This is a genomic window from Stenotrophomonas sp. 80084_Sma, from assembly GCF_056481995.1.
This window is the reverse complement of record NZ_CM151177.1, coordinates 3718503-3743230: the sequence shown is the minus strand read 5'-3', so window position 1 is coordinate 3743230 and position 24728 is coordinate 3718503. Positions and strand designations below refer to the sequence as shown.

Here is a 24728-nt window from a genome sequence, read left to right as displayed (position 1 = left end):
AATTCCCTCCGTCCCCTTTTTTTTTGCGGAAGCATCACTTCATCAGGTCTAGCCTCGGACGTTCCCCCGTTCGAGGATGTATCCGATGAGCAAGCGCGTGGCCGAAATCGTGGTGGACGCCCTGCAGCAGGCTGGTGTCCGCCGTTGCTACGGCATCGTGGGCGATACGCTCAATCATGTGACCGATGCGATGCATGGCAGTGACATCGCCTGGGTGCACGTACGACATGAGGAAGTGGCCGCATTCGCCGCCGGTGCCGATTCGCTGGTAAGTGGCGAACTGACCGCCTGCGCCGGTTCCTGCGGGCCCGGTGGCCTGCATTTCATCAATGGCATCTTCGAGAGCAATCGCAACCGGGCGCCGATGGTGCTGATCGCCAGCCAGATCGTCACCAGCGAACTGGGCATGGAGTTCCCGCAGGAAGTGGACTTCAAGGCGGTGTATGGCAGCTGCACGGTGTTCTGCGAGCAGGTGCACAGTGCCGAGCAGGCGCGACGCGTGGTGGCGCTGGCCTGCCAGGCCGCGATCAGCCGTCGCGGCGTCGCCGTAGTGATCCTGCCGGCTGACATCAGCGAGGCCGAGGTGAAGCACGATGTGCCGTTCTCGGTGCACTACACCCAGCCGGTGCTGCGCCCGTCCGACGCCGAACTGCAGCGCATCGCCGAGCTGCTGGGGCAGGGCAAGCGCATCGGCATCTATGCCGGCGCCGGCTGCCAGGGCGCACACCCGCAGCTGCTGGAACTGGCACGACGCCTGCAGGCGCCGGTCGCGCATACCTCGCGCGCCAAGGATTTCGTCGAGCCGGACAACCCGTACAACATGGGCATGACCGGCATCTTCGGCATCGAATCCGGCTTCCACACGCTGATGGAATGCGACACGCTGCTGCTGCTCGGCGCCGACTTCGCCTGGGGCCAGTTCTACCCGGACAAGGCCACCATCATCCAGGTCGACCGCGATGGCGGCCACCTCGGCCGCCGCCATCCGGTGAACCTTGGCGTGGTCGGTGATATCGCGCCGACGCTGGACGCCTTGCTGCCGATGCTGCCGCCGCGCGAGGACAGCAGTTTCCTGGACGAGTGCATCGAGCGCCGTGACAAGGCACTGAAGAAGCGCGAGAAAGAAGAGCAGCCCGGTGAGGGCGAGCTGATCCATCCGCAGCACCTGACCGCGCTGCTGTCGAAGTACGCCACCGATGATGCACTGTTCACCGCCGACGGAGGCTCGCCGATGGTGTGGGTGTTGCGCCACATCCGTGTCAACGGCCGCCGCCGCACTCTGACCAGCTTGCTGCACGGCACGATGGCCAACGCGATGCCACAGGCACTGGGCCTGCAGAAGGCGTTCCCGGGTCGGCAGGTGATCTCGCTGTCCGGCGATGGTGGCCTGGCGATGCTGCTGGGCGACCTGCTGACGGCGGTACAGGAGAATCTGCCGATCAAGGTGGTGGTGTTCAACAACGGTTCGCTGAATTTCGTCGAGCTGGAGCAGAAGGTGGAGGGGCTGCTGGACAACTACACCGACCTGAAGAACCCGGACTTCGGCCGCCTGGCCGAGGTGATCGGCTTCCACGGCCGCACGGTGACCCGCAGCGAGGATCTGGAGGAGGCGGTGCAGGATTTCCTGTCCCAGCGCGGTCCGGCGTTGCTGGACGTGCATACCAGCCGCGCCGAGCTGGTGATGCCGCCGCAGATCGAGGCCAAGCAGGTGGCTGGTACCGCGCTGTATGCGGCCAAGGCGGTGTTGAACGGCCGCTTCGACGACGTGAAGCATCTGCTGGTGGACAACTTCCTGAAGAAGTAGGGGGTGGTTGATGCAGGGCTGCGCCCTGCACCCGCGGTAGTGCCGGCCGCTGGCCGGCAACACCAACAGCAGAAGCTGGTTTACTGAGGGATGGCGGGGTGGGTCCGGTTGCGGGGGACGCTGCAAGTACATCCATGTAAGCTCGGTCGCGCCATCCATGGCGCTCACGCCCCCGCAACCGGACCCACCCCGCCCTCGACAGTTTTTCGCTGCTGTTGGTAGGTGTCGACCTTGGTCGACACGGTAGATCCACGCCATGCGTGGATAGCGTGGAAATGATCGAATTGTTCTTGTAGGGCCGAGCCATGCTCGGCTGAGAGGCTTCGCGTACAGCAGCCGAGCATGGGCTCGGCTCTACAACGAGCGCCTGCCTTTGCTTTTGATCTTTTGATTCTCTTCCGTGGCTGGCACGCGCAGGAAACTGTCAGGGGCTGGGCGGGTAGGCTGCGCAGGGGCGTGAGCCGCATGGATGCGGCGACCGAGCTTACATGGATGTACTTGCAGCGACCCCTGCGCAGCCTACCCGCCCGGCCGACCCCCTGAGGTCCGCTGTCCGAGGCCAACCCCCAGCCACGAGGGGCCCCGCCGTTGGCTGGAACCCATCATTCCACGACGGAATTGGCGCCCGGGCCCCGCTGGGCCTACCATCGGCGGTCCCCACCCCCACCACCCCTTCCATGTCCGCTCCCGCTTCCGCCGCACCGCGTCGCTGGTTCGTCGCCGGCGACTTCAACGGCTTCTTCGGCCTGGTCGTCGACAACCTCTCCATCCTCGGCTTCATCGCCATGGCCCTGGTCGGGATCTTCCAGTTCCCCGCCGACGTGGTGTTCGGCCGCATGTTCCCCGGCACAGCCTTCGGCGTGCTGGTCGGCAACCTGCTGTACACCCTGATGGCCCGCCGGCTGGCCGCGCGTACCGGCCGCGACGATGTCACCGCCATGCCGCTGGGCCTGGATGCACCGACCAGCATCGGCATGGCGCTGCTGGTGCTCGGCCCGGCCTTCATCGCCTTCAAGCAGCAGGGCATGGATCCGCACGCGGCGGGCATCGCCACCTGGCAGCTGGGCATGGCCGCGCTGGTCATCATGGGCGTGCTCAAGTTCGTGCTGTCCTTCTTTGGCGAAGCGGTCACGCGCGCGCTGCCGCGGGCCGCGCTGCTGGGCTCCATCGCCGGCATCGCGCTGGTGCTGATGGGCCTGCTGCCGCTGCTGGAAACGCTGCGCTCGCCGCTGGTCGGCTTCACCACGCTGGGCTTGCTGCTGTATGTGCTGATCGCCAAGGGCAAGCTGCCGGTGCGTGGCCCGGGCGTGCTGCTGGCCTTCGTGTTCGGCACCGTGCTGTATTACGGGCTGGGCCTGGCCGGGCTGGGCGCGCCGGGCTTCCATGTGCCGGCGTGGGTGCCGCCACAGGTGGTGCTGCCGCTGCCGACGCTGGGCTTCCTCGACGGCCTGCCCAGCGCGATGACCTACCTGCCGCTGCTGCTGCCGTTCGGCCTGCTGATGGTGGTCGGTGGCATCAACGTTTCCGAAAGCGCACGCGCGGCCGGTGACGACTACCGCACCCGTGACATCCTGCTGGTGGAAGCGGTGGCCACGCTGGTCGCCGGTGTCTGCGGTGGCGTGGCGCAGACCACGCCGTACATCGGCCAGCCGGCCTACAAGCACATGGGCGCGCGCAGCGGCTACACGCTGTTGACCGGCCTGTTCGTCGGCATCGGCGGCATGCTCGGCATCATCTCGGGGCTGGTGCAGTGGCTGCCGCTGGCGGTGCTGGCACCGATCATCGTGTACGTGGCTATCGACATCACCACCCAGGCTTTCCAGGCCACGCCGCGCCACCATACCGGCGCGATGGTGTTCGGTTTCCTGCCGTCGGTAGCGTACCTGCTGGCGATCAAGGCGCCAGGCTGGATCGCACCGGACCAGCTGCCGCAGCTGCTGACCAAGCTCGATGGCCACGGATTGCCTGAGCTGGCGGTGATCTTCACCCTCGGCAATGGCTTCATCATCACCTCGATGCTGTGGATCTCGGCGGTGGCGGCGATGGTGGATGGCCGCCTGCGCCGCGCCTGCGGCTTCCTGCTGGTGGCGGCGGTGCTGACCCTGTTCGGCCTGATCCACTCGGTGGACCCGCGCGGTGGCATCTACCTGCCGTGGGATCTGGACGGCCTGGCGCGCATCATCAGCTGGCAGTTCGCCGGCGCCTATGTGGCATTGGCGCTGCTGCTGGGCCTGCTGTCACTGCAGAAGCAGGCGGTGAAGCCGCTGGGTGAGAACAGCTGACCCCAGAGTAGTGCCGGCCGCTGGCCGGCATCCTCATGGACCTCGGACGTAGTGTGCAGCTGCCGGCCAGCGGCCGGCACTACCGCTCTCCATCCAGTTCCGGGTAGTGGCGGAAGATGCCGTTGGTGTTGAACGGCAACCGCCGTTCCGAGTCCAGATAGGAGGCAATGTTGGGTCGTTTCGCCACCCGCTCCTGCAGCGCGCGCAGCAGGGGCAGGGTCGGTTCCAGTGCCTGCATGCGGCGTGGGAACATGTAGTTCAGCCCGCTCAGCAGCTGGAACAGCGACAGATCCACATACGAGTGCTCGCGCAGTGCATGGCGGCCACCGTTGGCGGCCAGCACCTGCTCGAAGTAGCTGAGGAACTTCGGTAGCCGTTCGCTGCGCAGCGACGCGGCACGTGCCTTGGCCTCGGTCTTCTGCTCTTCGTAGTACTTCGATGCAGCGATCGGATGGTGGGTGTCATGCACCTCGGCCACCAGGTCGGCGATGGTCAGCTGCAACTGCAGCGCCTGCATCCGCCGCGAGGCTGCCTGTGGCACCAGGTCCAGCGTCGGGCCCAGGAAATCCAGGATTGCCGCGACCTGCGCGATGACCTGGCGACCGGCCTTCAGGAACGGCGGCGCGAAGGGCTGCGCACCTTCACTGCTGCCATCGAGAAACGGCTGCATCACTGCATCGCCGTGCACCCGCGCCATGTCGATGTAGTCGGCACCGGCATCTTCCAGCGCCAGCCGCACGAACTCGCCACGGCCCTGGATGCCGGTCCAGTAATACAGCGCGTATTGCATGGCAGTGTCTCCACGGGACAGGATGCATAGCGTCGCGCTGCTCGCGCAAAGCGGGCGTGAGTGCAATGCCTACCTGGCGTTGGATGTCGGAGTGTTCAGGCCGATGGCGCGACGGTGATGATGTCGTGCTCATTGACGCTGCCAGCCAGCGTGTAGCGATATCCCTTGGCCAGGACTTCAATGTAGCTGTCATGTGCGGCAAGGATGAAAAGCTGCAGGTCGTGGACATTGCGGGGATCGTAGTGCGCGAGCAGTGCCGCCAGGCCAGGATCGTGGATGACCCGGTAGAAGCCGGGGAAAGGGCAGAGACCGGTTTGCCGCCAGTGCGCGGTTTCATCGGCTGGTCCGGTTTCCTCGAAGATCTCGCCGTGGCGCATCTCGTGAAAATTTCCGCCCCGGCAACGCGCTTCATGGACAAGTTCGAAATCCACCTGCAGTGAGCGGTAACGCATGCCCGGCTGCGCTGCATAGTCCTCCAGCGTCTGTGCCTCCACGTTCACCTGTGCGCTCGCGTTCTGCTCTCGATACACCAGTGTCAGGTCGAGCGTGCTGATGCGGAAAGGCACCGGTTCCGGGCGAAGCTCCATGGGTCGTTCGTCGAAGGGGCTGGACTGCTCATTGGGCCGCCCGTCGCACTGCGCTGTCAACGCGTTTCCCGAACCTTACCGGAACGGGTGGGGAACCCACGGAAATCAGCCGGGTCACACCTTCTCCATGCGTGTGAAAACGAGGTGCTGCATCATGCAGAGTGGAAAAGCAGTTTGGCCCTGGGTGTTGGGCGTGGTGGTAATCGGTGGCGCGGGAGGTTGGCTGTTCCGCGATCAGCTGAAGCGCCTGGCAGACGGTGTTTCGGTGCCGGTGCAATCAACCCCCGCCAGTACCAGCGCGCCGCCACAACCGCAGTCGGCCGCAGAACCCGCGCCAGCACCGCCGCCGATCAGGCATCCGCTGGATACCGAGGCCGCGGCCGATCCGGCGCTGCCGAAGCTGGCTGACAGCGATACGGCCGCCTGGGGTGCATTGACCCAGTTGTTCCAGGGCGAGGGGCCACTGACCCTGCTGCTGCGCGATCATCTGATCCAGCGCCTGGTCACCCAGGTCGACAACCTGGACAAGCCCAGCGTGCCGCCGACTGCGCTGGCCGCGCGGCCGCTGCCGGGCAACCTGCAGGTCGAGCCGGGCGAGGGTGGCGAACGCATCGCCGCCAGCAACGCGGCGCGCTATGCACCCTACGTGCAGGCCTTCACCGCGCTGGACCCGGCGGCAACGGCTACCGCCTACAAGCGCTTCTATCCGCTGATCCAGCAGGCCTATGTGGACCTGGGCCGGCCCGACGGGTACTTCAACGACCGCCTGGTCGCGGTGATCGACCACCTGCTGGACACCCCGGAACTGGCCCAGTCCCCAGTGGTACAGCGCGATGAACGCGGCCGCTACCGCTTTGTCGATCCCACCCTGCAGTCGCGCTCGATCGGGCAGAAGGCGCTGCTGCGGATGGATGCCGCCCAGGCGCGGGCGGTCAAGCAGCAGCTGCGGGCGATCCGCAGCGCGATCACCCGCTGAGCCCGTTCACTGCGTGGAACTGATCGGGATCAACACGCCGACCACACCGGTTCCGGCATGCTGGCCGAAGCCTGACTGGCCTCGAGGTGCAGTCGCAGCCACCCTTGAAACCGGGTGGGGCAACCGCATCTTTCCAGCATCGCCGGCGCGGGCCGGCCCTGATGACCGATGAGGATTCGCAATGCGGATGGACAAGCTCACCTCGCGTTTCCAGCAGGCGCTGGCAGACGCACAGTCGCTGGCCGTGGGCCGCGACAACAGCATCATCGAACCGGTTCACCTGTTCAGCGCGCTGCTGGACCAGCAGGGCGGCAGCACGCGTCCGCTGCTGGCCCAGGCCGGGGTGAACGTGCCGGTACTGCGCGAGCGCCTGACCGAGGCGCTGGATGCGCTGCCGAAGGTGTCCGGCCAGGCCGGCAACGTCTCGATGGGCAACGACCTGGGGCGCCTGCTGAACCAGACCGACAAGCTGGCCCAGCAGCACGGGGATGCCTTCATTGCCAGCGAGTGGTTCGTGCTGGCGGCGCTGGACGACGGCGGCACGCTGGGCATGGCGCTGCGCGCCGCCGGTGCCGACAAGACCCGCCTGCAGGCGGCCATCGACAAGCTGCGCGGCGGCGAGAACGTGCAGTCGGAGAATGCCGAGGAACAGCGCCAGGCGCTGGAGAAATACACCATCGACCTGACCGCGCGTGCCGAGAGCGGCAAGCTCGACCCGGTGATCGGCCGTGACGAGGAGATCCGCCGCACCATCCAGGTGCTGCAGCGCCGGACCAAGAACAACCCGGTGCTGATCGGTGAACCCGGCGTGGGCAAGACCGCGATCGTGGAAGGACTGGCCCAGCGCATCATCAACGACGAAGTGCCCGAGGGCCTGCGCGGCAAGCGCGTGCTGTCGCTGGACATGGGCGCGTTGATTGCCGGCGCCAAGTTCCGTGGCGAATTCGAGGAACGCCTGAAGGGCGTGCTCAACGACCTGGCCAAGAGCGAAGGGCAGATCATCCTGTTCATCGATGAGCTGCACACCATGGTCGGTGCGGGTAAGGCCGATGGCGCGATGGATGCCGGCAACATGCTCAAGCCGGCGCTGGCACGCGGCGAGCTGCACTGCGTCGGTGCCACCACGCTGGATGAGTACCGCAAGTACATCGAAAAGGATGCCGCGCTGGAGCGCCGCTTCCAGAAGGTCTTCGTGGGTGAGCCGTCGGTGGAAGACACCATTGCCATCCTGCGCGGGCTGAAGGAAAAGTACGCGGTGCACCACGGCGTGGAGATCACCGACCCGGCCATCGTCGCCGCTGCGACGCTGTCCAACCGCTACATCACCGACCGCCAGCTGCCGGACAAGGCCATCGATCTGATGGACGAGGCGGCCTCGCGCCTGCGCATGGAAATCGACTCCAAGCCGGAGGAGCTGGACCGCCTGGAACGCCGGGTGATCCAGCTGAAGATCCAGCGCGAGATGCTGAAGAAGGAAAAGGACGAGGCCTCGCGGCAGCGCCTGGCCGATCTGGAGAACGACATCGAGGCGCTGGAGCGCGAGTTCTCCGACCTCAATGAAATCTGGAAGTCGGAGAAGGCCGCGCTGCAGGGTGCGACCAAGATCAAGGAGCAGGTCGAGCAGGCCAAGCTGGAGCTGGAAGCCGCGCAGCGCCGCCAGGATTTCGCCAAGATGAGCGAGATCCAGTACGGCCTGCTGCCGCAGCTGGAAAAACAGCTGGCCGCTGCGCAGGAAGCCGAACACAGGGACTTCAAGCTGGTGCAGGACCGGGTCACCGACGAGGAGATCGCCGAGGTCGTGTCGCGCTGGACCGGCATCCCGGTCAACAAGATGCTCGAAGGTGAGCGCGACAAGCTGCTGCGCATGGAAGAGGTGCTGCACAACCGCGTGGTCGGCCAGGAGGAAGCGATCAAGGTCGTCTCCGATGCCGTGCGCCGTTCGCGTGCGGGCCTGTCCGATCCGAATCGCCCGGCCGGTTCGTTCCTGTTCCTCGGCCCGACCGGTGTCGGCAAGACCGAACTGTGCAAGTCGCTGGCCGAGTTCCTGTTCGACAGTGCCGACGCGATGATCCGCATCGACATGAGCGAGTTCATGGAGAAGCACAGCGTCGCCCGCCTGATCGGTGCGCCCCCGGGCTACGTCGGTTACGAAGAGGGTGGCTACCTGACCGAGGCCGTGCGTCGCCGTCCGTATTCGTTGATCCTGCTGGACGAAGTGGAGAAGGCGCATCCGGATGTGTTCAACATCCTGCTGCAGGTGCTGGACGATGGCCGCCTGACCGATGGCCAGGGCCGCACCGTGGACTTCCGCAACACCGTCATCGTGATGACCTCGAACCTGGGCTCGCACCAGATCCAGGACATGAGCGCTGATGACAGCCCGGAGGCCTACACGCAGATGAAGGCGGCGGTAATGGGCGTGGTGCAGGCGCACTTCCGTCCGGAGTTCATCAACCGCCTGGACGACATCGTGGTGTTCCACCCGCTGGACAAGCAGCAGATCAAGCAGATCGCGCGCATCCAGATGCGTGGGCTGGAAAAGCGCCTGGCCGAACGTGGTTTGAAGCTGCTGGTGTCCGATGCAGCGTTCGACCTGCTTGGCAACGTTGGTTTCGATCCGGTGTACGGCGCACGTCCGTTGAAGCGTGCGATCCAGGCGCAGCTGGAGAACCCGCTGGCGCAGAAGATCCTGTCCGGTGCCTTCGTCAACGGCGACACCATTGAAGTCGGCAACGACGGCGGCCACCTGGTGTTCGCCAAGGCGTGATTCACACGGGGCGCTGCTTGATCGCGGCGCCCCGTTTCCTGCGGAGTACGCCGGGCCATGCCCGGCGCTCACTCAGAAGCGGTGCGTGTAGCCGCTCATCAGGCCGAACTGGTTGGGCTTCTGCACGATCGGGCTGTCGGCGGCGTCGCCAAGCAGTCGCGTGCCCTCAGCCGAGATGTACCAGTTGCCGTTGCGGCCCACGCGGTGGCTCCATTTCAGGCCAAGACCGGCACTGACCAGGCCGGCCTTCGGCGTGTGCTGGGCAAAGCCGGTGCGCGCCGCCTGTTCCGGGCTGACGCCGTACCAGGTCTGCATGTAGCCACGGTTGCCGTAGTCGGTGGAAACACTGCCGCTGACCACGCCACCGGCCAGGTCGAACAGCGGCATGCTCAGATTCAGATGGATCTGCTGGGTAGCCAGGCCGTTGTCGGCCTTGTCCTCGTCCTTGCGGGTGAAGTGCCAGGAGCCGCTCAGCACGGCTTCGCCCAGCGTATAACCAGCGGTGAGACCGACCAGGGGACGGGTATCGATATCACCCATGCCGCGCAGGAAGTCCGAACCGCCGAGCAGGGAGTCCTTGTCGCGGCGGATGCCGCTGGCGCCGATGTAGGCACGCACGCGGGTGTGCTCGCCAATGGACGTGCCCCAACCGATGCCACTGGTGCCCAGAAACCATCCCCCCGGCGAGGTGACATCGAACGACAGCGACGGCGTCGCGCGGTATTCCTCGCTGCCGCTGTAGCGCGGCGTCACGCCACCACCAGCGGCGAGCTCGAAGGTCCAGTGGTCATCCTTGGCGTGGGCGATCGGCGCGGCGAACAGCGGCAGCAGGGCCAGGCAGAGCAGGGTGGGGGAACGGCGAAGCTGGGACATGGAATCTCTCGACAATGGGAGGAAAGCAGCGCGCGCATCCGGCGAGTGCTGCAGGGTCGCCAGCGTGGCGATATGCCGGCGACCGATCCCTCCGCAGTTGTGCGGGAGTTGTAATCAACTGTAATGGCGCCCGTGGGCGTTCAGCTGGCAGCCAGCGGCCAGTGCATTTCCAGACGCGCGCCACCCAGCGTGGCGCGGCTGATGCGCAGCTCGCCACCGTGGCGGGCTGCAATGCGGTTGACGATGGCCAGGCCCAGCCCGAAGCCGCCGGTATCGCGGCTGCGGCTGTCATCCAGGCGGGTGAACGGGCGCATCACTTTTTCGTGGTCGGCCTCGGCGATGCCCGGGCCGTCGTCATCCACGCGCAGGCACGCGCGGCCGCCGACACCGACCAGCGACACTTCCACCTGCGAACGCGCGTGGCGCAGCGCATTGCCTACCAGATTGCTCAGCGCCAGCTGCAGCAGCCGCGGTTCGGCATCCACCCGCGGCAACGCACTGGGCTGCACGCGCAGGACCACGCCGGCTCGTTCGGCATCACGGCGTGCATCGGCCAGGCAGGCCTGCAGCCAGTCGTTGGCTTCAATGCGCTGCATCGGCTCGCCTTCGCCGGGATGCTCCAGACGCTCATAGGCCAGCAGTTCGCTGACCAGCCGGTTGAGTTCGGCCAGGTCGCCGTGCAGCCCCTGTGCCAGCCGTGTACGGCGTTCGTGATCGTCGCTGTCCTGCATCAGGTCCAGGCCGAAGGCTACGCGCGCGATGGGCGTGCGCAGTTCGTGCGATATGGCATGGGTGAGGTCGCGCTGGCGCTGGACCAGTTCGGCCACGCGTGCGGCCATGCGGTTGGAATGGTCGACGATGACGCGTATCTGCGAGCGTGGCGAAACCTGCGCGCGCGCCTGCAGATCGCCGGCACCGATGCGATCGGCGTGCACGCGCAGCGCGTCCAGATCGCGCCAGAGCAGGCGCACCCAGGCGTACAGGCACAGCCCGAACAGGGCCAGCATCACCGAATAGGCGATCAGGGTGAGATAGAGGGTCATCGACGGCTCGCCTGGCAGATGCAGGCGCAGCCAGGGGCCATCGGGATGCAGTGGATCAAGCGGCGCCAGTACGATCTCGAACTTCTGCCGGGAAATGAGCCCGTTGCGCTGCAGCTGTTCCTGTTCGCCGGCCGCGAGGGCCGGTGCTGACGGCAGCAGAGCCAATGCGATGCCATAGTGGGGTTGCCATTGCGCCAGCTGATCCTGCTGGGCGGCGGAGTCCTTTCCGTCCAACCCCTGCCGCAATGCATACAACTGGCCACGCACCTGCTCTGCGAACACACGCTGCTGGAACGGCAGGTAGATGCGATCGAAGATCACGTTGATCAGCAGCAGGGTGATCAGGAAGCTCGCGCCGACCACCAGCCACAGGCGCAGGAACAGCCGCTTCATGCCGACCAGGACGAGGGATTGAACTGGTAGCCGCGGCCCCACACCGTCTTGATCCGCCGCGGTTCGCGCGCGTCATCGCCCAGCTTGCGGCGAAGCTTGCCGATGCTGACATCGACACTGCGGTCCAGCCCGTCGAAGCCGATGCCGCGCACCGCCTGCAGGATCTGGTCACGCGAGAGAATCTGCCCCGGCTGGCTGGCCAGCAGCCACAGGATCTCGAATTCGGTGGTGCCCATGTCCACCGGCTGGCCGTGCAGGTGCACCTCGCGCTGCATGCGGTCGATCAGCAGCTCGCCGTGCATCAGGCGGCAGGGGCTGCCGGTGTTGCTGCTGCCATGGCGGCGGCGCAGCAGGGCGCGCAGGCGGGCCAGCAGCAGGCGCGGCTCGATCGGCTTGTGCACATAGTCGTCGGCGCCTGATTCCAGGCCGAGCACCTGCTCGATGTCGTCTTCGCAGGCCGTCAGCATCAGGATCGGCACATCGGAGAAGCTGCGGATCTGCCGGCACACATCGATGCCGCCAAGGCCGGGCAGCATCAGGTCCAGCACCACCAGTTCCGGCGCGTGCTGGCGGCAGGCCGCACCGGCGAGGTCGCCACGGGCCACATGCTGCACGGCGAAGCCATGTTCGTGCAGGTAGTCGCTGACCAGTTCGGCCAGGCGGCGGTCGTCCTCCACCAGCAGCACCGGGGTCGGCGAGCCGCTGGCGGCGGGTGTCCAGGGGGATGACTGCATGCGCTTGGGCCTCCGTGCCCGGGCAGGAGCGCCCGGCGGCGAAGCCTAGCAACGGCCCATGACGGCTGCCTGAATCGCGGCCAACCTGATAACCGGTGGTACTGGCGTCATCGCCAGCAGCTTTCAACGCGTGGTTCTGGCTGGCCTATGGTGGCGGTTTCCCCGGATGGAGCCTGGCGCAATGAGCGACCCGCAGTGGCAACTGGAAACCCTGGCCGTGCATGGCGGCTACCGTCCCGACCCGACCACCCGCGCGGTGGCGGTGCCGATCTACCAGACGGTGGCGTATGCCTTCGATGACACCCAGCACGGCGCCGATCTGTTCGACCTGAAGGTGCCCGGCAACATCTACACCCGCATCATGAACCCCACCACCGACGTGCTGGAACAGCGCCTGGCCGCGCTGGAGGGGGGCATCGGCGCGCTGGCACTGGCCTCGGGGCAGGCGGCGATCACCTATGCCATCCAGACCATTGCCGAGGCCGGTGACAACATCGTTGCCTCCAGTGCGCTGTATGGCGGCAGCCTCAACCTGCTGGCGCACACGCTGCCGCAGTACGGCATCCAGGCGCGCTTCGCCGACCCGGCCGATCCGTCCGCCTTCGCCGCGCTGATCGACGAACGCACCAAGGCGGTGTTCGTCGAATCGATCGGCAACCCGCGTGGCAACGTCACCGACATCGCGGCGATTGCCGAGGTCGCGCATGCCGCCGGCGTGCCGCTGATTGTCGACAACACCGTGGCCACGCCGTTCCTGCTGCGCCCGTTCGAGCACGGCGCCGACATCGTGGTGCATTCGCTGACCAAGTACCTCGGCGGCCACGGCAACAGCCTCGGCGGCGCGATCGTCGATTCCGGCCGCTTCGACTGGGCTGCACAACCCCAGCGCTTCGCACGGCTCAACCAGCCCGACCCCAGCTATCACGGCGTGGTCTATACCGAAGCGCTGGGGCCGGCGGCCTACATCGGCCGCGCGCGGGTGGTGCCGCTGCGCAATACCGGCGCGGCGCTGTCGCCGTTCAATGCGTTCCTGATCCTGCAGGGCATTGAAACCCTGGCGCTGCGCATGGAGCGCATCAACGCCAACGCGCTGGCTGTCGCGCAGTTTCTGAAGTCACACGCAAAGGTGGCCTGGGTGCGCTACGCCGGGTTGGCCGACGACCCCGAGCACGCCGCCGCGCAGCGCTACCTGGGCGGGCACGGCTCGGGCGTACTGACCTTCGGCCTGCCGGGCGGCCGTGAAGCCGGCGCACGTTTCCTCGATGCGCTGAAGCTGTTCACCCGCCTGGTCAACCTGGGCGACGCGAAGTCACTGGCCACCCATCCCGCCTCGACTACCCATCGCCAGCTGGACGCCGCCGAACTGGCCAAGGCCGGTGTCAGCGAAGACACCGTGCGGCTGTCGATCGGCATCGAGCATATCGGCGACCTGCGTGCCGACCTGGAGCAGGCCCTGGCTGGCGCCTGATAGCCGCACGCTTGGTCGTCATCGCCACAGGCGATCACCACCGGCACCGCGATGCGCTACGGTGGAACTGCCTCTCCAAGGCATGGCAACGTGGCGATCCAGATCCCCGGTCGATGCGGGTCGACCGGGGATTTTTTTGTTTCCGGGGTCAGATGCACCGCCGTGTCGACCAAGGTCGACACCTACCAACAGCCGCAGGAAATTGTCGAAGGCAGGGTGGGCCCGGTTGCAGGGGCGTGAGCCGCATGGATGCGGCGACCGAGCTTACATGGACGTACTTGCAGCGCCCCCCGCAACCGGACCCACCCCGCCATTCCACGGAGAGTCAGCTTTTGCTTTTGCCGTTGCAGTTGAAGTTGATTCAGCAGGTGCAGGGCTGCAAGCCCTGCCGCACCCACACTCCTCACACCACCGGAATACTGTGCTGTCCCAGCCCGCGATACGGCGGCGTGGCCATCACCATCTCGGCCAGCGAGTACGCCAGCTCACGCTCGGCCATCACTGTGCCATCGGCACCATGCTCCAGCAGGTGCTTCACCTCCGCATCGCTGTGTGCTCGCGCCAGCAGGGTCAGATCCGGATTGATCGCACGCAGCTTGGCCAGCGCCTCACCGGCTTCCAGCGGCTGAGGAATCGCCAGCACCGCAATCTTCGCGCGTTCCGGATGCGCTTCGGCCAGCACGCGGTCGGCAGCAGCACTACCACGGATCGCCGCCAAGCCCTTGGCGTGCGCCTGTTCGACGTGCTCCTTGTTGTCATCGATCACCAGCACCGGCACGCCGCGATCGCGCAACACCTGCGCCAGCTCGCTGCCGACCCGGCCGTAACCAATGACGATGGCATGGTCATGCAGGTCACGCGAGGGACCGGTGGCCTCTTCCGGCTCGGCGGCCTGGGGCGACTGCTCCTGCTTGGCCTGCCAACGGTCAAGCAGCCCGAACACCAGCGGGTTGAGCATGATCGACACCAGCGCACCGGCCAGCACCAGCGACTGGCCTTCCTTCGGCAGGATCTGCAGGGCGACGCCGAGGCCGGCGATGATGAAGGCGAATTCGCCGATCTGCGCCAGGCTGGCCGAGATGGTCAGCGCAGTGCTGGTCGGGTGCCCGAACGCGCGCACGATGAAGAACGCGGCGGCCGATTTGCCGAACATGATGATCAGCACCGTGGCCAGCACCTGCCACGGGTGCTGGATGAGGATGTTCGGGTCGAACAGCATGCCGACCGAGACGAAGAACAGCACTGCGAACGCATCGCGCAGCGGCAGCGAATCATGCGCGGCCTTGTGGCTCAGTTCCGATTCGTTGAGCAGCATGCCGGCGAAGAACGCGCCCAGTGCGAACGAGACGCCGAACAACATGGCCGAGCCGAACGCCACGCCCAGCGCGATCGCCAGCACCGACAGGGTGAACAGTTCGCGCGAACCGGTGCCGGCGATACGTTCGAGGATCCACGGGATGACCCGGCGCCCGACCACCAGCATCACCGCCACGAACAGGCCCAGCTGCACGAAGGTCCAGCCGATGTCGGCCAGCACGCTGCCCAGCGAGTGCGATTCCTTGGCCGCATCGGGGCCGAACACACCGGCCATCACCGGCATCATCACCAGCGCCAGCACACAGGCCAGGTCTTCCACGATCAGCCAGCCGACCGCGATCTTGCCGCGCATGGTTTCCAGCAGGCGGCGTTCCTCCATCGCCCGCAGCAGTACCACGGTACTGGCGGTGGCCAGCGAGAAACCGAAGATGACGCCATGCAGGGCTGGCCAGCCCATCAGCGAGGCCACGCCCCAGCCGAGCAGGGTAGCGACCGCGATCTGGCCGATGGCACCGGGGATGGCGATGGCCTTGACCGCCATCAGGTCCTTCAGCGAGAAGTGCAGGCCGACGCCGAACATCAGCAGCATCACACCCAGCTCGGCCAGCTGGTTGGCCAGCGCCTGGTCGGCGACGAAGCCGGGGGTGAACGGGCCTACGCAGATGCCAGCAACCAGGTAACCGACCAAGGGAGACAAGCGGAGCTTGTTGGCCAGCGCGCCGAAGATGAAGGCGAGCCCGAGGCCAACGGCAACGATGTTGATCAGGTCGGTGTCATGGTGCATCGGCACTCGCAGGAAATCGGGGGGATGCCCCGATTTTCACCTAATGCGCCAAATGCGGCAAACCCAGGGGCAAATCCCTTCCCGCAGGGAAGGCACCTGCCCCCTGGGTTTGCCGGAGCATTTCTCCTCTATCCCGCGCCTTCGGCGCGCCCCTTCAACAAGAAGGGGCTCTCCTCCAGATGCGGCGAGGGGATGCCGGCCAGCGGCCGGCACTACCAGAGCGGTGCTGGGTATGGCCCGGCGCTACCAATACCGCTTACCAGGTGTACTTGACCCGGCCGTATACGTACGCGCCGTTGAAGCCGAACGGCGAGTAGTTGCTGTACGGCAGCATGCCGAAGGTGGAGTTCTGCAGGTCTTCGGTGCGGTCCGGGTACTTGTCCAGCAGGTTGTCGGCGCCCACGGTCAGGGTCCAGTTGCTGCTCGGCTTGTAGCTGGCCGAGGCATCCACCACCCAGGCGTCGCCATAGGTCTGGTCGCGCAGTGCGGTGGCCGAGTTGCGCACGGTGAACTTACCGTAGCGGGTCGCGGCCAGGCCCAGCTCCCAGTGGTCCGAACGCCAGGTGCCGCTCAGGATCGCCTTGTCGCGCGGATAGCTGTCCTCGATGCGGCCGATCTCATCGCGGCCGATCAGCGACTGGGTCAGGCCCAGCGTGCCGAACACCGCCGGGGTGCCGCCGACGCGGCGCACTTCGGTGTCGTTGTAGCTGTACGCGGCGGTCAGTTCCAGGCTGCTGGCGCTGAAGGGCACCGTGTAGCTGGACACGAAATCGACACCGCGGGTGCGCGTATCCAGGCCGTTGGTGAAGTACGAGAACGCGGTCACCTGCGGCAGGCCCAGCGTGCCCAGCAGCGCGCTGGTGGCGGTGTTGGTGGTGATGCTGGACGACAATGCGATGCGGTCATCGATGTCGATCTGGTAGGCGTCGACGGTGATGTACAGGCGGTCGACCGGCTGCAGCACCAGGCCCAGGCTGTAGGAGGTGGAGGTCTCGGCCTTCAGCGGCGAGGCGCCCAGCGCCTGCGCAGCCGGGCTGGTGGTGGGGAAGGTGCCGCGCTCGACGAACACGCCGTTGAGGAACTGGCTGGTGACCGCCTGGTAGCCCTGCTGCGCCAGCGACGGCGCACGGAAGCCGCTGGACGCGGTGGCCCGCAGCGCGACCTTGTCGGTGAACGCGTAGCGCGCCGACAGCTTGCCGGAGAAGCGGTCGCCGAAGTCCGAGTAATCCTCGTAGCGGCCGGTGATGCCGGCCGAGAACTTCTCGGTCAGGTCCGCTTCCAGACCCGCATAGACCGCGTAGTTGTGGCGGTCGGCATGCACTTCATTGGTCGGGGTGAAGCCACCGAAGCCCTGTGCGCCACTGCCGGTGTACGAGTTCAGCTCGCCCGGCTTCTGGTCCCACTTCTCCTTGCGGTATTCACCACCGAAGGACAGCGTGACCGGGTAGGCCAGGCCCCAGTCCAGCGACTTGGTCAGGTCGGCATTGAAGATGTCCTGCTGGTACTTCAGCGTGCCGTCGTAGAACGAGCGCGGGCTGGTTGCGCCGAGGCTGTAGTTGATGCTGTTGCGGGTGTGGAAGTCGAGGGTGTTCTCGCCGTGGTTCAGGCTCAGGTCCCAGGTCCAGCCGTTGCCGGTGTTGCCCTTGACCCCGGCCACCAGCGAGCGGTCCTTGGAGTACTGGTTGATCTCCGGCACGAAGCCGTCCGGGTAGGTCTGCGCCAGCAGCGCGCTCTGCCCGCTGTGGTTGCGCGAGCGGTAGAACGCGAACGAGGTGATGTCGCGGTTGCTGAGCAGCGCGCTGGCGTAGCCGGTCACGCGGTCACTGAAATCGAAACTGGCGTTGACCGAAGCCGCAGTCGCATCCACGCGCGGGTCGCCGACGATGAAGGTCTTCTGGCCGATGCTCGGGAAGTTGCCGGTGTTCGGGGTGGTGCCGCGGTACGGGCCGGCGCGGTTGCTTTCGTCCTGCTGGCTGATCTGGCCGGCCACGTGCACGCGGCCACGGCCGTTGCCGAACTCGACGCCGGTATCGCCGGAGAGCTGGTACTTGTTGCCGTCACCGGCCGAGTACTGGCCGTAGTCCACCGCCAGGCTGCCGCCACTGCCGCTGCCCTTGAGCACGATGTTGATGACGCCGGCGATGGCGTCCGAGCCGTACTGCGCCGACGCACCGTCGCGCAGCACTTCCACGCGCTCGATGGCGGCGATCGGGATCGCATTGATGTCCACCGCCGACGAACCACGGCCGATGCTGCCGTTGACGTTGATCATCGCCGAGGTGTGGCGGCGCTTGCCGTCGACCAGCACCAGCACCTGGTCCGGTGACAGGCCGCGCAGCTGCGCCGGGCGCACGCCGCTGGTGCCATCGGTCAGGGCAGGGCGCGGGAAGTTCAGCGAGGGCAGCGCGCGCGACAGCGCGGTGGCCAGCTCGCTGGTGCCGGTGGACTGCAGGGCTTCGGGGGTGATGATGTCGATCGGCGACTGCGACTCGGCCACCGTGCGGTCGGCCACGCGGGTACCGGTGACGATCACCGTGTCCAGGGTATTGGCTGCGGTGCCGGCCTGCTGGGCAGCGGCTACGAACGGAGAGCCACCGAGTGCGACAGCGACGGCGGCGGCGATCAGGCTGGTCTTGCGGGTCATCGGGACGGAGCTCCGGTTGGCGGGGGCGGCACCGGAATCGACATCACGGGGGTGAGGCGGACGGCGGTTGTTGCGGTGCGCAAAGCAGGAATTAACGGGATATTCAGTGCGTGTCAAATGCCGGTCATCGGAAAAAACGTTGCAGCAGCAACCATTTAGCCCGGATCGGCACTGGCGGGGGAGGGAGCCCGGGACGCGCGCGGCAAGGACGTGGGAGAGAGGAACGCCGGCCGCCGCGCATCCCGGGACGCGTCAAGTATTCGTTAACGCTAGAATTGCGTCGCAGGAACAGTGCTCACCAGCACATTCCATCTGGTTATATGGACGCCTCCCCCGATGATTTCCCTTCGTAATTTCGCCTTGCGCCGCGGCGAGCGGCTGCTGTTGTCCAATGTCGACCTGACCCTGCACGCCGGTTACCGGGTGGGTGTGGTCGGCCGCAACGGTGCTGGCAAGTCCAGCCTGTTCGCGGCGGTGAAGGGCGAGCTGGAGGCGGACAAGGGCGATGTCGATCTGCCCGGCAAGGTGCGCATCGCCAGCGTCGCCCAGGAAACCCCGTCGCTGCCCGACCCGGCGCTGAGCTTCGTGCTGGGCGGTGACATCGAGGTGGCTGCAGTGCTGGCCGCCGAGGCCGAGGCGACCGCCCGTGAAGACTGGGAAGCGGTGGCCGAGGCGCACACGAAGATGGCCGAGCTCAATGCCTACGACGCCGAAGCGCGCGCCGGCAAGCTGCTGCACGGCCTCGGTTTCCCGGCAGAGACCCACCACCGCGCGGTGTCCTCGTTCTCCGGCGGCTGGCGCGTGCGCCTGAACCTGGCCCGCGCGCTGATGATGCCAAGCGACCTGCTGCTGCTGGACGAACCGACCAACCACCTGGATCTGGACGCGGTGTACTGGCTGGAGCAGTGGCTGCTGAAGTATCCCGGCACCCTGCTGCTGATCTCGCATGACCGCGAGTTCCTCGACAACGTGGCCACCCACACCCTGCACCTGCACGGTGGCGGCGCCAAGCTCTATCCGGGCGGCTACACCGACTTCGAGCGCCAGCGCGCCGAACAGCTGCGCCAGCAGCAGATCGCGCACGAGAAGGAACAGGCCGAGCGTGCCCACCTGCAGAGCTTCATCGACCGCTTCAAGGCGCAGGCCAGCAAGGCCGCGCAGGCGCAGAGCCGCATGAAGCGCCTGGCCAAGCTGGCCGGCACCGAAGCGGTGCGTGCCGAGCGCGAGTTCCGCATCGAGTTCGCGCCGCCGGCCAAGCTGCCGTTCTCGCTGATCCGCCTGAACCACGTCGAGGCCGGCTACGGCAAGGACGCGGTGATCCTGCACAACGTCGGCTTCGGCCTGGAAGCGGGCCAGCGCATCGGCCTGCTCGGCCCCAACGGTGCCGGTAAGACCACCCTGGTGAAGACCCTGGTGGGCGAGCTGGCGCCGATCGTCGGCGAGCGCATGGCGCACCCGGACCTGAAGATCGGCTACTTCGCCCAGCACACGGTGGAGTCGCTGCACGAAGGCCAGTCGCCGATGGAGCATTTCCGCGAGATCGCGCCGGACGCACCGAACCAGTCGTTCCGCGATTTCCTTGGCAAGTGGAACTTCCCGGGCGACCGCGCGTTCGAGCCGGTCGATGGTTTCTCCGGCGGCGAGCGCGCGCGCCTGGCGCTGGCGCTGATCGCCTGGCAGCAGCCGAATGTGCTGCTGCTGGACGAACCGACCAATCACCTTGACCTGGAAATGCGCGAAGCGCTGGCCGAAGCACTGGCCACCTTCGAAGGCGCGATCGTGATGGTCTCGCATGACCGCCATCTGATCGGCCTGGTCTGCGATACCTACTGGCGCGTGGCCGATGGCGTGGTCGAGCCGTTCGACGGCGACCTCGACGCCTACGCGGCCTGGCTGCGCACCCGTCCGCAGGCGCAGGGCACCAAGGCGCGCATGGAACAGGTGGAAGAGCCGGTGGTGGTCAAGACCGCGCCGGTGGCTCAGGTGGTGCAGAAGAAGCCGGTGAACCCGCACAAGCTGGCCGCCGCCGAAGCCAAGGTGGCCGAACTGGAAAGCGCTCTGGCCGAGCTGGACCGCCAGCTGGCCGACCCGGCCAACTACGCCGATGCCACCCGCCTGGCGGTGATCGGCCGTGACCGCGAAACCGCTGCCGCCCAGCTGGAAAAAGCCGAAGCCGCGTGGATGGAACTGCTGGAGTCCTGATCACGCAAAAAAGGGGACGGAGGGGATTAAGTCGTTTGTGGCACAAACGACTTAATCCCCTCCGTCCCCTTTTTCATCCCTGTGCCTGCAGCCACTCGCGGAAGCGTTTGGCAGGCTCACGCTCGGCCCGCGAGCGCAGCCGCGTGAGCCAGTAGCGCCCCAGCTCCAGCGTGGTGCTGAATGGCTGCAGCAGGCGACCCTCGGCCAGTTCCTGCTCGAACATGCGCAGCGGCAGCAGCGCCACGCCGGCACCACCCACCGCGGCCATCGCCACCGTCAACGACGAATCAAACACCGGCCCGCGGGCTTCCACGCCACTCACTCCTGCCGCCTGCAGCCAGCGCGGCCATTCGTCGCTGCGGTAGGAGCGCAGCAGGGGCAGGGTGCCCAGGTCGCGTGGCTGTTTGAGCCGCCGCGCCAATGCTGGTGCGCACAGCGGTGCAAACGGCGCGTCGAGGATCGCTGTGCAGGCCTGGCCCTGCCAGTCGCCATCACCGAAGCGGATCGCCAGGTCCAGGCCCTCGCCGGCCAGATCGATGCGGTTGTTGTGGGTCTGCAGTCGCAGCTCGATGTCCGGGTGCGCGGCCTCGAACGCAGCCAGCCGTGGCAGCAGCCAACCGGTGGCGAAGGTGCCGACCACGCCCAGCGTCAGTACTTCACGGGCCGGGCCACCGGTGTAGCGCGCGATGCTGGCCGAGATGCGCTCGAACGATTCGTTGAGCACCGGATACAGCGCCGCGCCCTCCTCGGTGAGCGCCACGCCGCGCGGCAGGCGATGGAACAGACGGATGCCGAGCCGGTCCTCCAGCCCGCGGATCTGGTGGCTCAGCGCGGCCTGGCTGACGCACAGCTCCAGCGCGGCACGGGTGAAGTTCTGGTGGCGTGCGGCCGCCTCGAAGGCACGCAGGGCGTTCAGCGGCAGGGTAGGGTGCAGCATCGGAGTAGTCGTGAGCCAGGATGATGGCTGATCCTACCTGCCTCGCGCCCAGTTCAGGAGAATTAAGGGGTTGATTGCGACAGCCATTAATCCAGCTAATGCCTCCCGCTGATTTTTCGCGCTGGTCGCCTGCGTGCGAGGCTTCAATAATCGAACGGTCCCCCAGGAGAACCCCGCATGCTCGCCCGTCGCCGATTCCTGCAGTTCAGTGGTGCCGCCGTGGCTTCCTCGCTTGCCCTGCCGTTGCTGGCCCGTGCGGCGGGCAAGACCGCCGCCAGTGCACCGACCGATGCCGCCCTCACCGCCGCCACCGACTTCGCCGCACTGGAAAAGGCCTGTGCCGGCCGCCTCGGCGTGACCCTGCTTGATACCGCCAGCGGCCGCCGCATCGGTCATCGCCAGGACGAGCGTTTCCCGATGTGCAGCACGTTCAAGAGCGTGCTGGCCGCCACCGTGCTCAGCCAGGCCGAGCGCAGGCCCGCGTTGCTGGACACGCGCGTGCCGGTGCGCGATGCCGACCTGCTCTCGCACGCGCCGGTCACTCGCCGCCACGCCGGCAAGGACATGACCGTGCGCGATCTGTGCCGTGCCACGATCATCACCAGCGACAATACTGCCGCCAACCTGCTGTTCGGCGTGGTCGGTGGCCCGCCCGCGGTGACTGCGTTCCTGCGCGCGAGCGGTGATGCGGTGAGCCGCAGTGATCGCCTGGAGCCGGAGCTGAACAGCTTTGCCAAGGGCGATCCGCGCGACACCACCACGCCGGCGGCGATGGCTGCGACCCTGCAGCGCGTGGTGCTGGGCGAGGTGCTGCAGCCGGCGTCGCGGCAGCAGCTGGCCGATTGGCTGATCGACAACGAAACCGGCGACGCCTGCCTGCGCGCGGGCCTGGGCAAGCGCTGGCGCGTCGGTGACAAGACCGGCAGCAATGGCGAAGACGCGCGCAACGATATCGCCGTGCTGTGGCCGCTGGCCGGCGGCACGCCCTGGGTGCTGACCGCCTACCTGCAGGCGGGTGCGATCAGCAACGAACAGCGTGCCACGGTGCTGGCGCAGGTAGGCCGCATCGCCGATCGGCTGATCGGTTGAGGTAACCGGGGTCATTCAGAAGTGGCTTGCCGGATCGGTTCGGCGCGCGCATCCTGCGCGCGTTCGAATCACACGGAAGTCCCCCATGAGCCATGAACTGATCTACCTGCTGCTGATCTTTGCGCTGCTGGTGATCCCGCGCGCGCTGCAGCGTTTCAGCCTGCCCGCGCCGCTGACCTGCCTGCTGTTCGGCATCATCGGCATGCTCTGGCTGGGCGACCAGGCGCACGACGCAGTGATCGGTCTGTTGGCCACACTGGGCATTTCCTCGCTGTTCCTGTTCGCCGGCCTGGAAGTGGATCTGCAGGCGCTGCGCCGTGGCATGTGGCCGCTGCTGGCGCATCTGGTGATCCGTACCGGCACGCTGTTCGGTGTGGGCTGGCTGGCCTGGCGCTACGCGGGGCTGCCGTGGCAGGCCGCCGGCCTGCTGGCGCTGGCGCTGCTGACGCCGTCCACCGGCTTCATCATGGATTCGCTGTCGCGGCTGGGCCTGAGCGAGGACGAGCGGTTCTGGGTGACCAGCAAGGCCATCGCCGGCGAACTGCTGGCGCTGGCGGCGTTGTTCATCGTGCTGCAGGCCGGCGACCCGGGGCACATGGCGCTGTCCAGCCTGGCCCTGCTGGCGATGATGGTCGGCCTGCCGCTGCTGTTCATCGCGCTGGGCCGCTGGGTGGCGCCGCACGCGCCGGGTTCGGAGTTCTCGCTGCTGGTCATGGTCGGCATGGTCGCGGCGTACATCACCTATCTGCTGGGTGTGTATTACCTGGTCGGTGCGTTCATCGCCGGCCTGGTCGCGCGCCTGCTGCACCAGCGCATGCCACTGCTGGCCTCGCACGAGAACCTGCATGCGCTGCGCCTGTTCGCCTCGTTCTTCGTGCCGTTCTACTTCTTCAACGCCGGCACCAAGGTGCCCAGCGAAGCACTCAGTTTCGAGGCGCTGGGGCTGGGCATCGTGATCACCCTGGTGGTGCTGCCGCTGCGCATCGGCGTGGTCTGGCTGCAGCGCCGGGTGATGTTCGGCGAGAGCTTCCGCAGCAGCCTGCGGGTCTCGCTGGCGCTGGCGCCGACGCTGATTTTCACCCTGGTGCTGGCGGCGATCATGCGCGAGCGTTTCCAGATTCCGGCGGTGCTGTTCGGCGCGCTGCTGCTGTATGCCGCACTGACCACGCTGTTGCCGTCGCTGGTGTTCCGCACGCCGTTCGATGTCGATCCGGTTGAACAGGAACCTGCGGGTGAAGGCGAAGCCGCGCCGGTGGCGGCCACCGAAACGCTGCCAGCGGCATCTGCAGTCGATCGCTGAGCAGATGCTGCGCGTGCGGTTTGCGCACTTCGGCCATGGCCGTTAGGGTTGGGGCATGAAACTGCCTGCCGTTGTCACCGCTTCCGCCCTCCTGCTCAGCCTTGCTGCGTGTTCGCAGCGCTCCGATACGGTCGCCCATGATCTGGCGACCGCACCGGCCGATGCCTTCATGGCCGCCATCGCCGCGCATTGCGGCCAGGCTTACGCCGGCAAGGTAGTGGAGGACACGCCGGCACCGACCGGCAAGGATCCGTTCGCCGGGCAGCGCCTGGTCATGCATGTGCGCGGCTGTGCCGATCCGGCGCACGAGCTGCGCATCCCGTTCCATGTCGGCGATGACCACTCGCGGACCTGGGTGCTGACCCGTACGGAAACCGGCCTGCGCCTGAAGCACGACCATCGCCACGAAGACGGCAGCCCCGACGCGATCACCCTGTATGGTGGCGACAGCACGCCGCCGGGCACCGCCGAGCGCCAGCAGTTCCCCGCCGACGCCGATTCGGTGGCGATGTTCCGCCGCGCCGACATGCTGGCCTCCACGCACAACACCTGGGCGATGGAGATTGATCCCGACCAGGCCTTTGTCTACGAGCTGACCCGCCCGGAGGGCCGCCGCTTCCGCGTGCAGTTCGACCTGAGCAAGCCGGTTGCCCTGCCGCCTGCACCGTGGGGCGACGATAAAGCGTCCGCCCCGTGATCCCAGGGTCGGATCCCTCCTGCGGAGGGCCCCGACCCCAG

The 24728-nt window shown here is 66.9% G+C and carries 17 protein-coding genes; 9 read left to right on the top strand and 8 right to left on the bottom strand.

What is annotated here, in order from left to right; translation table 11 throughout:
- The first annotated feature begins 85 nt into the window (after positions 1-85).
- On the top strand, positions 86-1804 hold the full coding sequence (locus tag ACZK3W_RS17300) for a thiamine pyrophosphate-dependent enzyme (protein WP_197615808.1): 1719 nt from the start codon (positions 86-88) through the stop codon (positions 1802-1804).
- 677 nt (positions 1805-2481) lie between these two features.
- Positions 2482-4086 carry a hypothetical protein gene (locus ACZK3W_RS17295; RefSeq protein ID WP_197615807.1) on the top strand — a complete coding sequence of 535 codons (1605 nt, stop codon included), beginning with the start codon at positions 2482-2484 and terminating at the stop codon, positions 4084-4086.
- 79 nt (positions 4087-4165) lie between these two features.
- Here the strand turns inward: ACZK3W_RS17295 and ACZK3W_RS17290 are convergent, their stop codons facing one another.
- Entirely contained in the window at positions 4166-4876 is a 711-nt protein-coding gene (locus tag ACZK3W_RS17290; protein WP_032128550.1) for a glutathione S-transferase, read from the bottom strand.
- Between the two features lie 95 nt (positions 4877-4971).
- Positions 4972-5463, bottom strand: a complete 492-nt coding sequence (locus ACZK3W_RS17285; RefSeq protein WP_032128549.1) for a hypothetical protein — start codon at positions 5461-5463, stop codon at positions 4972-4974.
- A 154-nt stretch (positions 5464-5617) separates the two neighbouring features.
- On the opposite strand from ACZK3W_RS17285, the gene ACZK3W_RS17280 reads away from it, so the two are divergent.
- Positions 5618-6439, top strand: coding sequence for a DUF3014 domain-containing protein (locus ACZK3W_RS17280; protein WP_100443391.1), 822 nt, complete (start codon positions 5618-5620; stop codon positions 6437-6439).
- Between the two features lie 181 nt (positions 6440-6620).
- Entirely contained in the window at positions 6621-9206 is a 2586-nt protein-coding gene (gene clpB, locus ACZK3W_RS17275) for an ATP-dependent chaperone ClpB (protein ID WP_197615806.1), read from the top strand.
- A gap of 72 nt (positions 9207-9278) precedes the next feature.
- Here clpB and ACZK3W_RS17270 read toward each other — a convergent pair whose 3' ends face one another.
- From ACZK3W_RS17270 to ACZK3W_RS17260, 3 genes are all read right to left on the bottom strand, one after another.
- Complete coding sequence (locus tag ACZK3W_RS17270; protein ID WP_197631835.1) at positions 9279-10079, bottom strand: MipA/OmpV family protein; 801 nt, start codon at positions 10077-10079, stop codon at positions 9279-9281.
- Between the two features lie 140 nt (positions 10080-10219).
- Positions 10220-11515, bottom strand: a complete 1296-nt coding sequence (locus ACZK3W_RS17265; protein ID WP_049461521.1) for an ATP-binding protein — start codon at positions 11513-11515, stop codon at positions 10220-10222.
- Positions 11512-12249: a winged helix-turn-helix domain-containing protein gene (locus ACZK3W_RS17260; RefSeq protein WP_032128544.1), complete on the bottom strand. Its 738-nt coding sequence runs from the start codon at positions 12247-12249 to the stop codon at positions 11512-11514. The genes ACZK3W_RS17265 and ACZK3W_RS17260 overlap by 4 nt, the downstream gene beginning before the upstream one ends.
- 181 nt (positions 12250-12430) lie before the next feature.
- On the opposite strand from ACZK3W_RS17260, the gene ACZK3W_RS17255 reads away from it, so the two are divergent.
- Entirely contained in the window at positions 12431-13717 is a 1287-nt protein-coding gene (locus ACZK3W_RS17255) for an O-acetylhomoserine aminocarboxypropyltransferase/cysteine synthase family protein (protein ID WP_032128543.1), read from the top strand.
- Between the two features lie 403 nt (positions 13718-14120).
- Here the strand turns inward: ACZK3W_RS17255 and ybaL are convergent, their stop codons facing one another.
- Both ybaL and ACZK3W_RS17245 read right to left on the bottom strand, forming a co-directional pair.
- Positions 14121-15818 carry a YbaL family putative K(+) efflux transporter gene (gene ybaL / locus ACZK3W_RS17250; protein ID WP_049461518.1) on the bottom strand — a complete coding sequence of 566 codons (1698 nt, stop codon included), beginning with the start codon at positions 15816-15818 and terminating at the stop codon, positions 14121-14123.
- A 256-nt stretch (positions 15819-16074) separates the two neighbouring features.
- Positions 16075-18462 (bottom strand): TonB-dependent receptor plug domain-containing protein, encoded by a 2388-nt coding sequence (locus ACZK3W_RS17245; protein ID WP_197615804.1) that lies wholly within the window; start codon positions 18460-18462, stop codon positions 16075-16077.
- Positions 18463-18798: 336 nt separating this feature from the next.
- Between ACZK3W_RS17245 and ACZK3W_RS17240 the strand changes: the two genes are divergently transcribed.
- A complete protein-coding gene (locus ACZK3W_RS17240; protein WP_197615803.1) occupies positions 18799-20664 on the top strand; it encodes an ABC-F family ATP-binding cassette domain-containing protein in 1866 nt (621 codons plus the stop codon).
- Positions 20665-20737: 73 nt separating this feature from the next.
- Here ACZK3W_RS17240 and ampR read toward each other — a convergent pair whose 3' ends face one another.
- Positions 20738-21601: a LysR family transcriptional regulator AmpR gene (ampR, locus tag ACZK3W_RS17235; RefSeq protein WP_012511908.1), complete on the bottom strand. Its 864-nt coding sequence runs from the start codon at positions 21599-21601 to the stop codon at positions 20738-20740.
- A gap of 177 nt (positions 21602-21778) precedes the next feature.
- Between ampR and blaL2 the strand changes: the two genes are divergently transcribed.
- The 3 genes from blaL2 (at position 21779) to ACZK3W_RS17220 (ending at position 24687) form a co-directional block, all read left to right on the top strand.
- Complete coding sequence (blaL2, locus tag ACZK3W_RS17230; RefSeq protein WP_049400784.1) at positions 21779-22690, top strand: L2 family extended-spectrum class A beta-lactamase; 912 nt, start codon at positions 21779-21781, stop codon at positions 22688-22690.
- A gap of 85 nt (positions 22691-22775) precedes the next feature.
- The gene (locus ACZK3W_RS17225) at positions 22776-23990 is read left to right on the top strand and encodes a cation:proton antiporter (protein ID WP_032128538.1); all 1215 of its coding nucleotides are present in this window, start codon (positions 22776-22778) and stop codon (positions 23988-23990) included.
- 55 nt (positions 23991-24045) lie between these two features.
- Positions 24046-24687, top strand: a complete 642-nt coding sequence (locus tag ACZK3W_RS17220) for a hypothetical protein (protein WP_197615802.1) — start codon at positions 24046-24048, stop codon at positions 24685-24687.
- Positions 24688-24728: the final 41 nt, after the last annotated feature.